General features: G+C 70.2%; 5 protein-coding genes and 2 tRNA genes. 3 read left to right on the forward strand and 4 right to left on the reverse strand.

Going from position 1 to position 13,953, the window contains the following annotated elements:
• Positions 1-59: 59 nt before the first annotated feature.
• The 4 genes from AC3EQ1_RS17720 to AC3EQ1_RS17735 all read right to left on the reverse strand — a co-directional run bounded on the left by AC3EQ1_RS17720 (position 60) and on the right by AC3EQ1_RS17735 (position 6,977).
• Entirely contained in the window at positions 60-1,922 is a 1,863-nt protein-coding gene (locus AC3EQ1_RS17720; RefSeq protein WP_432095276.1) for an ABC transporter ATP-binding protein, read from the reverse strand.
• Positions 1,919-3,652, reverse strand: a complete 1,734-nt coding sequence (locus AC3EQ1_RS17725) for an ABC transporter ATP-binding protein (protein ID WP_432095277.1) — start codon at positions 3,650-3,652, stop codon at positions 1,919-1,921. The genes AC3EQ1_RS17720 and AC3EQ1_RS17725 overlap by 4 nt, the downstream gene beginning before the upstream one ends.
• A 900-nt stretch (positions 3,653-4,552) precedes the next feature.
• On the reverse strand, positions 4,553-6,010 hold the full coding sequence (locus AC3EQ1_RS17730; RefSeq protein ID WP_432095278.1) for an FGGY family carbohydrate kinase: 1,458 nt from the start codon (positions 6,008-6,010) through the stop codon (positions 4,553-4,555).
• A gap of 667 nt (positions 6,011-6,677) precedes the next feature.
• Positions 6,678-6,977: a YtxH domain-containing protein gene (locus tag AC3EQ1_RS17735; RefSeq protein ID WP_432095279.1), complete on the reverse strand. Its 300-nt coding sequence runs from the start codon at positions 6,975-6,977 to the stop codon at positions 6,678-6,680.
• Positions 6,978-7,136: 159 nt separating this feature from the next.
• On the opposite strand from AC3EQ1_RS17735, the gene AC3EQ1_RS17740 reads away from it, so the two are divergent.
• From AC3EQ1_RS17740 to AC3EQ1_RS17750, 3 genes are all read left to right on the forward strand, one after another.
• A tRNA-Asn gene (locus AC3EQ1_RS17740) sits at positions 7,137-7,209 on the forward strand.
• A gap of 177 nt (positions 7,210-7,386) precedes the next feature.
• Positions 7,387-7,460 (forward strand) — tRNA-Ile (locus AC3EQ1_RS17745).
• A 1,418-nt stretch (positions 7,461-8,878) separates the two neighbouring features.
• On the forward strand, positions 8,879-13,915 hold the full coding sequence (locus AC3EQ1_RS17750; protein WP_432095280.1) for a DUF6531 domain-containing protein: 5,037 nt from the start codon (positions 8,879-8,881) through the stop codon (positions 13,913-13,915).
• The last annotated feature ends 38 nt before the right edge of the window (positions 13,916-13,953 follow it).

The raw sequence follows: 13,953 nt of genomic DNA on the forward strand, positions 1-13,953 counted from the left end.
ACCGCCCGGCCCTCCGTACTCCGCGGCCCCGTACTCCGCGGCCCCGCGCTCCCGGCCGGTCAGTCGACCTCCGCCACCGCCTGCGCGAACTGCGCGGTGTACAGCCGGGCGTACGCCCCGCCGGCGGCCAGCAGCCGCTCGTGCGTGCCCTGTTCGACGATCGAGCCGTTCTCCATCACCAGGATCACGTCGGCATCGCGGATCGTGGACAGCCGGTGCGCGATGACGAAGCTGGTCCGCCCGTGGCTGAGCGTCGCCATCGCCTTCTGGATCAGCACCTCGGTCCGGGTGTCGACCGAGCTCGTGGCCTCGTCCAGGACCAGGATCACCGGATCGGAGAGGAAGGCACGGGCGATGGTGATGAGCTGCTTCTCACCCGCGCTCACCCCCGTCCCCTCGTCGTCGATCACCGTGTCGTAGCCGTGGGGCAGGGTGCGGATGAAGCGGTCGGCGTGCGCGGCCCGGGCGGCCCGCTCCACCTGCTCCCGGGTCGCCCCGCGCGCCCCGTACGCGATGTTCTCCGCGATCGTGCCGCCGAACAGCCAGGTGTCCTGGAGGACCATGCCGACCGCGGACCGCAGCTCCTCCCGCGACATCCGGGCCGCGTCCACCCCGTCCAGGGTGATCCGGCCGCCACTCACCTCGTAGAACCGCATCAGCAGGTTCACCAGGGTGGTCTTCCCCGCGCCCGTCGGCCCGACGATCGCCACCGTCTGGCCGGGCTCCACGGCCAGCGACAGATCCTCGATGAGCGGCTTGTCCGGCTCGTAGCGGAAGGCCACCTGCTCCAGCGTGACCCGCCCGCGCAGCTCGGCGGGGCGTTCCGGGGCCACCGGGTCCGGGTCCTGCTCGGCCGCGTCCAGCAGTTCGAAGACCCGCTCGGCGGACGCCACCCCGGACTGCACCAGGTTCGCCATGCTGGCCACCTGGGTCAGCGGCTGGCTGAACTGCCGCGAGTACTGGATGAACGCCTGCACATCCCCGATCGACAGCGCACCGGACGCCACCCGCAGCCCGCCGACCACCGCCACCAGCACATAGTTGAGATTGCCGATGAACATCATCGCGGGCTGGATGATCCCGCTGATGAACTGGGCCCGGAAGCCCGACCGGTACAGCGCCTCGTTCTGCTCCCGGAACGCCTCGGCGGACTCGGCCTGCCGTCCGAAGACCTTCACCACCGCATGGCCGGTGTACATCTCCTCGATGTGTGCGTTCAGCTTCCCCGTGGTCTTCCACTGGGCGACGAACTGCGGCTGCGCCCGCTTGCCGACGGCCGTCGCGACGAACACCGACACCGGAACGGTGATCAGCGCCACCAGGGCCAGCAGCGGGGAGATCCAGAACATCATCACCAGCACACCGACGATCGTGAGCAGCGAGTTCACGATCTGGCCCATGGTCTGCTGGAGGGTCTGCGCGATGTTGTCGATGTCGTTGGTGGCCCGGCTCAGCACCTCGCCGCGCGGCTGCCGGTCGAAGTACGACAGCGGCAGCCGGGACAGCTTCGCCTCGATGTCCTCGCGCAGCCGGAAGACGGTGCGGTTGATGGCACCGATGGCGAGCCGGCCCTGGACGACGCCGAAGAGCCCGGACGCGGCGTACACGCCGAGCGCCCACAGCAGCACCCCCGCCACGGCGCCGAAGTCCACGCCCCGGTGCGGCGGCAGGACCGCGCCGTCGACCACCAAGTCGGTCGCGTCGCCGAGGAGCTTCGGCCCGAGCACGGACAGGGCCACGCTCGCCACGCCCATGGCCAGCACCCCGTACAGCCGGGCCCGGTCCGGCCGCAGCCGGCGCAGCAGCCGCTTGCCCGAACCGGCGAAGTCCATGGACCGCTCGGCCGGCTGGCCGCCCATGAAACGGGCCGGCCCCACGGCCGGGGCGGGGCCGCGGCGCGGTGCCGGTGCCTGGGTGGTCATGCCGCCTCCTGCTCGGTGAGCTGGGAGAGCACGATCTCCCGGTAGGTGTCGTTGCCGGCCATCAGCTCCGGGTGGGTGCCGGTGCCCACGACCCGGCCCTCGTCGAGGACCACGATCCGGTCCGCGTCGCGGATGGTGCTCACCCGCTGCGCGACGATCACCACCGTCGCTCCGGACGTCTCCCGGGACAGCGCGGCCCGGAGCGCCGCGTCGGTGGCGTAGTCGAGCGCGGAGAACGAGTCGTCGAAGAGGTAGATCTCCGGCCGCCGCACCAGGACCCGCGCGATGGCGAGCCGCTGCCGCTGGCCACCGGAGACATTGCTGCCGCCCTGGGCGATCGGCGCGTCCAGCCCGCCCTCCAGCCGCTCCACGAACTCCCTGGCCTGGGCGACCTCCAGGGCGTGCCACAGCTCGGCGTCGGTGGCGTCCGGCCGGCCGTAGCGCAGGTTGGACGCCACGGTCCCGGAGAACAGATACGGCTTCTGCGGCACGAGCCCGACGGTCTCCGCCAGCAGCTCCGGAGCGATCGACGCCACGTCCACCCCGTCGACCAGCACCGAGCCGCCCGTCGCGTCGAACAGCCGGGGCACCAGGCCGAGCAGCGTGCTCTTCCCGCTGCCCGTGGAGCCGATGACGGCGGTCGTCTCGCCCGGCCGCGCCACGAGGTCCACGCCGCGCAGCACCTTGGCCTCGGCGCCCGGGTAGCGGAAGTCCGCGCCGCGCAGCTCCAGATGGCCCCGCCGGCCGAGCGACGTCACGGGCTCGGCGGGCGGCACGACGCTGGACTCCGTCGCCAGGACCTCCTGGATGCGCTCCGCGCAGACCTCGGCGCGCGGCACCATCATGAACATGAAGGTGGCCATCATCACGGCCATCAGGATCTGCATCAGATAGCTCAGGAACGCCGTCAGCGCCCCGATCTGCATGCTGCCGCTGTCGATCCGGTGCGCGCCGAACCACAGCACGGCCACCCCGGCGACGTTCACCACCGTCATCACCGTGGGGAACATCAGGGTCATCAGCCGCCCGGTGCGCAGCGAGACGTCCGTCAGCTCGGCGTTGGCCCGGTCGAAGCGCTGCCGCTCGTGGTCGTCCCGGACGAAGGCGCGGATGACCCGGATGCCGGTGATCTGCTCCCGCAGCACCCGGTTCACGGTGTCGAGCCGGCCCTGCATGGTGCGGAACTGCGGGCCCAGCTTCCGCACGATCAGCCCGATCAGGACGGCCAGCACCGGGACGACGGCGAGCAGCAGCGAGGACAGCGGCACGTCCTGGCCCAGCGCCATGACGATCCCGCCGACGCACATGATCGGCGCCGTGACCATCAGCGTGAAGCTCATCAGCACCAGCATCTGGACCTGCTGGACGTCATTGGTGGTGCGGGTGATCAGCGACGGCGCCCCGAACCGGCCGACCTCGCGGGCGGAGAAGCTCTGCACCCGGTCGAAGACGGACGACCGGATGTCCCGGCCGACGGCCATGGCGGTCCGCGCGCCGTAGAGGACGGCACCTATCGAGCAGGCCACCTGGAGCAGCGAGACCGCGATCATCACGCCGCCGGTCTCCAGGATGTAGCCGGTGTCCCCGGTCACCACACCGTCGTCGATGATGTCGGCGTTGAGTGCGGGCAGATAGAGCGCGGCGAGCGTCTGCACGAACTGCAGCAGCACCAGCAGCGCCACGGGTCGTCGATAGGGCCCCATATGGGGTCTGAGGAGTCGGATCAGCACAACGGGCTCTCTTCGGTCATGACGGTCGTTCGGCGGGTGCACGGAGCCGGCCGGAACCGGCAGGCCTCGGACACCTTGCGGCCTCAACAGCAGTTGAGGTCAAACGCTTTGTTACGGACGTGCGGCCGTGCGGCCGTGCGGCTGTTCGGCAGGAGGGACGTACCGGCCGGACGCCGCGCATGCGACGGCCGGGTGCTACGGATGCATCGCCCGGGAGGCCATGAACGTTTCGCCCCGGCCCGCGGCGGCGCCTGGGGCGGGTGCGGCGGCCGCCTGCCGGGCTTGTCGTTTTGTCGATCCCACCGCACCGACCGGTCGCCGGCCGCACCCCGGTCCCCGGCTGCACCGACCGGCCCCGGCCGTCGTGACGGAGGACCGGGGCGGGTGGGGTGACGCTTCAGCCGGACCCGACGGACGCATGGGCCCGGGCGGACGGGTGGGGCGGACGCCTCGGCCGGACGGTGGTGGACGCCTCCGGCTGGGGCGGCCGCCTGCGCGGGACGGTGCCGGGCGCCTGCGCGGGGAGGCCGGGCGCGGCGGGACCGCTCGGTACGCCTGTCCGGCGAGCGGTCCCGGCCGTCCGAGGCTGCCCACGGCCGCCCCGCCGGGCCGGGAGCCGCCCACCGGGACCCCCGCACGGACCGCGCGAGGTATGACCGGAAACCACCGCCCCGGAAAGCGGGTGCCGGCCCGCGCCACCTGCCGACACGGCGTACCCGGAGCCCACCGGGACCACAGCGCACCCGGGATTACAGCGCCTCCGGGACCACAGCGCACCCGGCGAACACGGCTCACCTGAGAGCCACGCACATCCGAGGGCACCGCACACCCGAGGGCGCCGCACATCACCGGACCCGGCGGGCAGCGGGCGGCCGACGGCGGGCAGGGGTGGGGGCGGCGCTAGAACACGTTCTGGAACGCCCCGGGGTGGGTCTGCTCCCGCACGGCGATGAACTGCTGCCGGACCGCCTGGCCCACCGCCAGCTCCTCGCCCGGATCGAAGACCTGCGCCGTCGCGCCCTGCCACAGCGGCGGCTGCTGCGGCGACAGGTAGCCCTGTGCAACCCCCAGCGCCCATGCCGCCTGCCGGGCGGCGCCCAGCGCGGCGTAGTCGGCGGCCTGCGGCACGATCACCTGCGCGCCGAAGAGCGCCGGAGCCGCCGCCTGCACCGCGGGCAGCTCGGCGGCCGCCCCCAGCAGGAACACCCGGTTCACCGCGACCCCGCGCCCGCGCAGCACGTCCAGCGCGTCGGCCAGCCCGCACAGCATGCCCTCGAACGCGGCCCGCGCCAGGTTCTCCGGCTTCATGCTCTCCCGCCGCAGCCCGGCCAGGGTCCCCGCGGTGTGCGGCAGGTGCGGCGTCCGCTCGCCCTCCAGGTAGGGCAGCAGCACCAGCCCGTGCGAGCCGGGCGTCGACTTCAGCGCCAGCGCCGACAGGCCCTCCAGGTCCGTGCCCAGCAGCTCGGCGGCGCCACGCAGGGTGCGCACGGCGTTGCTGGTGTGCACCACGGGCAGGTGCATGCCGGTCGCGTCGGCGAACGAGGTGATGGTGCCGGTGGAGTCCGCCAGCGCCTCGTGGTGCACCGCGAAGATCGAACCGGAGGCGCCGAGCGACACCACCGCGTCCCCGAGGCCCACGCCCAGCCCGAACGACGCCGCCATCGTCTCGCCCGTACCGGCCGCGATCAGCAGCCCCTCCGGGGTCGTCCCGGCGGGCTCGGCGGGCCCGAGGACATCGGGCAGTACGACCTGTCGGCCGAGGGCCAGCTCCACCAGGTCCGGGCGGTACGAACCGGTGGCCGCCGACCAGTAGCCGGTCGAGGAGGCGCTGCCCCGGTCCGTGGTCCGCCGCGGCGGCCGGCCGAGCAGCTGCCAGACCAGCCAGTCGTGCGGCTGGAGGACGCCCGCGGTGCGGGCCGCGGCCTCCGGCTCGTACCGCGCCATCCAGCGCAGCTTCGCCAGCGGCTGCGACGCCTGCGGAACGGAGCCCACGGCCTCGGCCCAGGCCGCACGCCCGCCCAGGGCGTCGATGAGGTCGGCGGCCGAGGACTGGGCGCGCTTGTCGTTGCCGAGCAGCGCGGGCCGGACGAGTCCGCCCTCGACGTCCAGGGCCAGCATCCCCTGCTGCTGCGCGGACACCCCGATGGCCTGCACGCCCTCCAGCACCCCGCTGCCGGCGGCCTCGCCGAGCGACACGAGCCAGGCCTGCGGGTCGATCTCGGTCCGCTTGCCGCCGGGGTCACCGTCACTCTCGGGATGCGGGGCATACCCCTGCCTGAGCACGGCACCGGTTTCGGTGTCGCAGACGACGATGCGTGTGTAGTCGGAAGAACTGTCCAACCCGGCGACTATCCCCATGTCGCTCGATGATGCCCTACCTCGGGCCCCGTGCCGTCATCCGGACCGCCCCGGGCGGCTGGAACCACTCGGTGCAGGCCAGGGCGGACGCCTGCCCGCACCGGCACGCGGCCCGCCTGAGCCCCGGGCCCCGGCCCGGCCCCCGAGACCTCGCCCCCCCGCGCCCCGCCCCCGCGCCCCGGTTGTCCCGGTACGTCGCTCGGGGGTGGTGCGGCGTTCGCTGAGGGTGAGCTCAGTCGGGACGGCGCGGGGTCCGGTGAGGAAGACGTCACTCGGTACGGCGCGGAGTCCGGGGGCCGGAACGGCACCCGGGGACCTCGGGCGCCGGCCCGCACCTCCGGCCCGCACCTCCGGCCCGCACCTCCGGCCCGCACCTCCGGCCCGCACCTCCGGCCCGCACCTCCGGCCCGCACCTTCGCCCCTCACCTCCGGCGCCGGCCCCTGGGTGCCGGCCTTCTGGGTGCAGGCCACTGGGTACCGGCCCCTGGCGGGGGCTCGTCGGGGCCGGGTCCAGGCCCAGCCCTCAATCGCCCAGCCCTTCAATCGTCCAGCCCTCGACCGCCCAGCCCCTCAATCGCCCAGGCCGACGAGCGGCCCGAGTCGACGAGCGGCCCGTCGACGAGCGGCTCAGGCCGACGAGCCGCCCGGGGCCTCGGCCCCTCGGGGGTCAGGTGTTGCTGGTGCCCCAGTCGTCCTCCCTCGCCCCGCGCTGGTCCCGGAGGGAGCGGACCCGGTCCGCCACGGAGTCGGGCAGACGATGCCCGACCTTGGAGGAGACGGTGCCGGCGGCCTTCGAAGCTGCGGACCGTCCGTTCTGCGCCGCGGACTCCGCGGCATTGCGGACCGCGGGGTTCTGGGCGACCCGCTGCGCGGTCTTCCGCAGCTGCTCGTACCGCTCCCGACCGGCCCGCGCGCCCAGCACGTAACCGACGGCAAGACCGGAGATGAACGTGAGCCGGTACAGCATGGCTTCCACCCTTCACTCGATGCGTACTGAGCGCATGCCCCGCCTCGTGGGTGCCGATGCGGTTACCGATTTCAAAGCACCCCCTGGCATGCGCTAATGTATTGCTCGCAGCGAGGGAACGCCCCCGGGAAACCGGTCAGGCGGGTCCGAGCAGAGCAGTCCCCTGTAGCTCAATTGGCAGAGCAGCCGGCTGTTAACCGGCAGGTTACTGGTTCGAGTCCAGTCGGGGGAGCCCATGATGAAGGCCCCGCTAGCGGGGCCTTTTTTCATGGCGTCGCGAACCCGGGAACCGCGGGGAGCGTGATCGATGTCCTCCATGCGAGGCACTGTGGCCCACACGGGCGGCAGATCCTATGAGCAGCTATGCTGCGGCAGACGGCGCGCACAGTTGTGCGCGGCGCGCCGTTACGGGGCGGTAGCTCAGCCGGTTAGAGCAGCGGACTCATAATCCGTCGGTCGTGGGTTCGAGTCCCACCCGCCCCACCGAGAAAAACGTTCTGACCTGCGAAAACGCGACTGAAGAGGTGTCTTCGCGTGCGGCGCTTGCCTCTCATCGGTGAGGTGAAGCGAACGCTCCCGCTCCGCCTCGCCGGTCCCCAACCTCTTGACCTGGGGTTTTAGCTGGGGCGTCGGCGTGGAGTCACGACGATGATCCCACGGCGGTCCCACGGCCCCTGCGTGTGACGCACCGCGCATCAGGCCGAACATCTGCCCCCTTGTCGACACCTCCATCGGCCAGATGGTCCGAGGCTTGTCGGAAGGGGGTCCGGGAGCACCTGTCCGGTCGGCAGCTGGGGCCGTTCGTGATGACCTGGTGGCCTACCAGTCGTTGGGCCCCGGGCCGCACCGAGGTGAATGGGCGAGACGAGAGAGGTTCGCGTCCGGGCGACCAGCGTCCGCGAGGACCGTTACCCCGACGCACGGGCCATGGCCAGGGCCCCGCATACGGGGTTTCCGCCCGCGGGTCTACCAGCCCTGGGTGGGCGCCCCAGGGCGGCTCGGCCGCTGTGCCCGGCGGTACGTGTGCGGTGCGGAATGGAGAGAGCGTCTGCTCGACGCCGGCGATTGTCAGTCGCCAGAACGTCCAGCCGTCGACGTCGTCGCTTCCGGTGGCTGCCCGGGCCGCGGAGTTCGGGGTGCCCACGGACGGTTCCAGACGCTGATGCGGCCGTCTGGCTTCAGCACTCCCGGGTGCACCTTGTTGTTGTGACGGCCGGTCAGTGCGATTCCGGTGGCCAGTTCGGCCGGGCCCAAGTACTTGAGCAAATCGCTTAGATCACCCGCCGTGCATCAACGGGCGCCCTTCGGGCTCCAGCGGCACGAACGGCCCGTCGGCATCATCGGCGGAGCGACTGCTCGCCTCTTCCGAAGCCCTTATCGGCAGAGCGGGCGACGCGATGTCGTCTTGAGCGTGTTCGTGTGACGACCTTCGACCGGATCCAGCCGATCTTCCGGGTTGCCCATGGAGGGCAGGGCTGCCTGTAGCACGGTCAGCCGAACCTATTTCGTCTTCGCCGAGCGCTGTGCCGACCACCGCCAGGTGCAGGTCCGAGCGCGTAAATCCGTTTGGCGCCGCTGCCCGTGGCGTGTTCCCGCGCCGTGTGATGCTCGGACGTCTTCCCCTGTCACCTACGAGTGGGCGCCACACCATATTTGGCATGTACGCGTCTTGCATGATAAGTGTCTCCCCTTTGCAGATCTTGTGCCTCTTTTATGGAGGCGCGGCGGAGGGGGTAGCGGTGCGTGCCGCTAGATCATTAGTTGTTCTCTTGGTGCTCCTGGCGTTGTTGGGTGGGGGCACATTGACGGCGGGAAGCGTGGCTGCGGCTGCGGGCGGGGCTGTCACGGTGAAGGGCCTTCAGGCTGCTAGGACGTCGAAGCCGTTGAAGCCTGAGCGTCGTATGACGCTCAAGGAGCGGCGCGCTCAGGTCGACGAATTGCGGGAGCCCAAGGCGCCCGGCACGAGCGTCAGCCTCCCCGGGAAAAGGACGCTGGAGAGCGACGCCGCCGTGCCCGACGCCAAGGGCGCCAAGCGGGAGCGAGGCCCTGCTGCTGGGGCGGCGCTGGGAGCCCCGAAGAACCTGCGGGCTGCCCCTCACCCTTGGTTCGGCTTCGACGTGGAGTGGGGCAACGTCAAGTACGACACCCCTGTAGGCACCGAGTCGATTCACAAGGCCTTGTACCGGGCCTCGGACAACAAGCTGATCAAGCAGTGGTGCGACTCGGACCCGGACGGCTCGAGTGACGACTCCGGGAAGACGTTCAACTGGGGTGTCTCCGACCCGTCGATCTTGACCCGCGGTGTCGAGTACTACGTGAAGATCGCCGTTTCGGCCAACCGGGGAACGCATGCGGACCCGCTCGGCAGCGGCTGCGCCACCGGCTGGAGCGCCAAGGCGAAGGGACCGAACATCGCGGCCGAGGGGCGGCCGTTGTCCGTTTCCGACGCCGAGACCTACGGATGCGGTTGCCTGGACACCACGGGCCGGCTGCCCTTCCAGGGCTACCTCGGTGACCCCGTCAATACGGCCACCGGCGCCCAGACGGAATCCTCGGTGGACGCCCAACTGCCTGCGCCTGGTGTGCCCTTTGCGCTGCGGAGGACGTACTCGTCCAACAACACAGCATCAGGGATCCTGGGCAAGGGCTGGTCCTCCGCCTATGACGTGCACCTTCAGGTGTCGGACAGCAAGGTGGTCTACGTCGCCGACAGCGGGGCCCGCATCACCTTCGCCAAGGACGGTACCTCTGGCGCCTACAAGTCCTCGTCGCTCGGTGTCACGGCGACTCTGGCTGGTTCGGCCACCAGTGGGTTCACGCTGGCCAGCGGCACGAGAGAGAAATTGACGTTCAACGGCACGGGTCAACTAACCGGTTGGCGGGACGTCAGCGGTGTCGGCTTGACCTTCGCGTACTCGGGTGCGGATCTTACGTCGGTGACGGATGCTGCCGGTCGCGTGGTCAAGCTGACCGTCGATCCGGACAGTCATCTGCTGGAGGCGGTCGAGCTTCCTGGCGGCCAGAGCGTCGACTACGGCTACACCGGCGGTCTGCTCACCTCTGTGAAGGGAACCGATCGCGGGACCGTTACCTACGGGTACGACTCGGAGGGCCAGCTCACCAGCGTCACCGACGCGGCAGGTCGCACGACGATGGAGGTCCAGTACAGCAGCAGCGGCCGCGTCACCCAGCACACTGACGCCGACGGTAAGAAGGCCACCTTTTCCCGGGCGACGCTGGAGACCGACTACCAGGATGCGGCCGGAGGCATCTGGACCGACCTGTACCACGGCAGCGTGCTGCGAAACCGCATCGACCCGCTCGGCAAGGTCACGTCGTACCAGTACGACGCGAAGCTGCGTCTGACGGCGGTCACGGATCCGGCGGGCCGGCGCACGACCATGACCTATGACTCCGCCGGCGGCCTGCTGAGCCGCAGCAGTGGAGGCGTGACCCAGCCGTGGACGTACGACTCCGCCCGCAACGTCTCCACGCACAAGGACGGGCGTGGTGCCAAGACGACCTACAGCTACGACACGGACCGGCGGCTGACCTCCATTGACGGGCCGGCCGGCAAGACTGCCTTCACGTACAACACGTTGGGGCAGGTGGACACGACCACCTCTCCCCGGGGCAAGGTCACCTCGCTCGGCTACGACGACAAGGGCAACCTGACCTCACGCACCGCGCCGTCCAACGCGAAGACCACCTACACCCACGACGCGGCAGGACGTGTGCTCACCAGCACCGACCCGCGTGGCAACGCCTCCGGCGCGGATCCGGCCAAATACACCACCACCTACGCCTACGACACCTCCGGACGGCTGGCGAAGACCACGGACCCTGCCGGTGAGGCCACTTCCTACGACTACGACGCGAACGGCAACCAGACCAAGGTGACCGACGCGGCGGGCGGTGTCACTGAACTCGGCTACGACAAGTTCAACCGCGTCACCTCGGTGACCGCTCCGGGCGGTTCCGCCGAGACCACCGCCTACGACACGAATGGCAACGTCGTCGCCGCGACCGACGCGGCGGGCGGGAAGACCACGTACAGCTACGACAAGGCGGGCCGCCTTGTCTCAATCACCTCGCCCAACGGCAATGCCTCTGGCGCGGATCCGGCGAAGTACACCACCACGTACGCCTACGACGCGGCCAGCAACCTCACCAAGGCCGTCGACCCGACGGGTGCCGTGACCAGCACCGCCTACGACGACCTCAACCGGCCCACCAAGGTCACCGACCCGCTGGGCCGTGCCACGGCCACGGCCTATGACGCCAACGGCAACGTCACCCAGGTCACCGACCCGCTCGGCAAGGTCACCAAGTACACCTACACCGCCGCCGACCTGCTCGCGACGGTGACCGACCCGCTGGGCAAGGTCACAACCTACGGGTACGACGCAGCAGGCAACCGCACCTCCGTCACCACGCCGCTCGGGAACAAGACGACCTACGCCTACGACGATGACGACCGCGAGGTGCGGATGGTCAGCGCCCGCGGCAACGTCTCCGGCGGCACCCCGGCGAAGTACACCTGGGTCACCGGCTACGACGCCGGCGGCAGACCTGTCAGCCTGACCGACCCGCTCGGCAACGTCGCAAAGCGAACTTATGACGCCCTCGGCAACGTCGCTTCCGTCACCGACCCGGCACAGCGCACCACTGACTACGGCTACGACGCCCTCGGCCGCCTGACCTCGGTGACCGCTCCCGACGACGGCAAGATGACGTACGCCTACGACAAGGCCGGCAACCGCGTCCGGCGCACCGACCCCGCCGGGCACGTCACGGCCTACGGCTACGACCCGGCACAACGGCTGAACTCCGTCACCGACCCGCTCGACCACAAGACGTCCTACACCCACGACGCCGACGGCAACCTCACCAAGAAAACCACGCCCCGGGGCACCACCACCCAGACCTGGGACGCCCGCGGCCTGCTGACCAAGGCGGACTACTCCGACTCCACACCGGACGTCACCTACCAGTACGACTCCGCCGGACAGATGACCCAGCGCAACAACGGCGTCCTCTCAGAGGACTTCGCCTACGACAACGCCGGACGCCTAACCAAGACCCGCGGCTTCGCCTACACCTACGACGCCGCAGGCCAGATGCTGACCCGCAAGTACGCCGACGGCAACACCACCACCTACACCTATGACGCCGACGGCCGCACCGCCACCATGGCCGCCGACTCCACCACCACCAACTACGCCTACGACGCGGAGGCGAACCTCACCCGCACCAAGCTGCCGAATTCCCTGACCGAGGACCGGGCCTACGACGCCGCTGCTCGGCTGACGTCCGTCACCTCCACAAAGGCCGGGGCGGTGGTCACCAAGACCGCCCAAACCCTCTCCCCGGCCGGGCAGCCCACCCGCATCGACACCACCCGAGCCGGGGTGGCCGCAGGCGGCTACGACCTGACCTACGACAAGGCCGGGCGGATCACCTCCGGCTGCGCTCCGCAGCCGCATGTCAGCGGCTGCCCCGCCTCCCGCACCACCAGCTACACCTACGACAAGGCAGGTAACCGCCTCACCTCGACGCTGGGCACGACGGCCACCAGCTACGACTACGACGCCGCCGACCAGCTCACCTCGTCCACCACCGGAGACACCACCACCGGCTACGACTACGACGGCGAAGGCAACCAGACCAAAGCCGGAGCCAACACCTACACCTACGACCTGGCCGGACAGGTCTCCGCCGCCACCGTCGGCGGCACGGCCTACACCTACCAGCACGACGCCGAAGGCAACCTGGTCACCACCAGCAAGGCCGGCAACGCCACCAAGCGCCTCCAGTGGGACCCCAACGCCCCGCTGCCCGTCCTGGCCACCGAGAACGACGGCGCCGGGAAGCTTCAGCAGTCCTACCGCTACGACCCGCTCGGCCAGACCGCCGCGACCAAGACCGGCGCCGGCGCCGTCTTCACCTACACCCACGACACCCTGGGCTCACCCCTCGACGTCACCGACAAGACCGGCAAGGGCTACCAGCGCTGGGCCTACGACCCCTTCGGCAACCGTGCCCTGAACACCCAGACCACCGGCGCCCCGGCATCCACACCCTCGTACACCGGCGCCTACCACGACTCCACCACCGGCTACCTCGACCTGCGCGCTCGCCAGTACGACACCACCACCGGCCGCTTCACCCGCCCCGACCCGTACACCCCCGACCCCGACACGCCCTACACGCAGCCCTATGCCTACGTGGAAAACATGCCGACCAGCCGCATTGACCCCAGCGGCATGTGCAGCGTCACCACGCAGCTGAAGGATCTGTTCACGGGCAACTGGGGCTGGAACAACAATTGCGACAAGGAGGACCGCGAGACCGCAGCCCTGCCGCCCGTGGCCCGGTCGGCCAAGAATCTTTCCGACAAGGTGTCCCACGGAGCCATCGAGGTCACCGGTCAGGCAAGCCTCGGCTTCCTCGACGGCCTCACCCTCGGCGGCTTCAGCTACGTCAACGAAGCCCAGATCACCTGCCCGCCGGCCTACAACGCCGGCCTGTACGGCAGCATGGTGCCCTTCCCCGTAGTGGGAGGCCGACGTCTCGCCTTGGAGGGAGCCGAGCACGCCACTGCCTCCGTGTGGACGCGAATCGCGGCTACTCAGCCCGTCTATGCCGGAACTGTGTTGCCCAAGTCCTTCAACCTGCTGACCTCAAGTGGCCGCCAGATCTGGGTCCATCCGAATGCAACGAAGCACCTCGCCGAGGAGATCATGCACAATGGCTTCTCCAAGAGCTTCAAAGCCGAGGAAATGCTGGTCGGTCTCACTCGAGCAGTCGACGCCGCCACCGTGCAGGGTGTCCAGTACGGTCGAAGGGTGTTGAGTCATGGTTGGGAGCTGATCATCGCCAAGCCCAGGACGCTGACGGAGAACCCAGTGTTGAAGCACGCTCGAAGGCTCGGGTGAGGGCCGGTGTCGTTCACGATCCGTGGTGCACAGCCCCG

It is taken from the genome of Streptomyces sp. bgisy100 (assembly GCF_057709105.1).

Coding starts and splice junctions, on each gene's coding strand:
- AC3EQ1_RS17750 (WP_432095280.1), top strand. CDS start 8,879: ATGACGCTCAAGGAGCGGCGCGCTCAGGTCGACGAATTGCGGGAGCCC.
- AC3EQ1_RS17720 (WP_432095276.1), bottom strand. CDS start 1,922: ATGACCACCCAGGCACCGGCACCGCGCCGCGGCCCCGCCCCGGCCGTG.
- AC3EQ1_RS17735 (WP_432095279.1), bottom strand. CDS start 6,977: ATGCTGTACCGGCTCACGTTCATCTCCGGTCTTGCCGTCGGTTACGTG.
- AC3EQ1_RS17730 (WP_432095278.1), bottom strand. CDS start 6,010: ATGGGGATAGTCGCCGGGTTGGACAGTTCTTCCGACTACACACGCATC.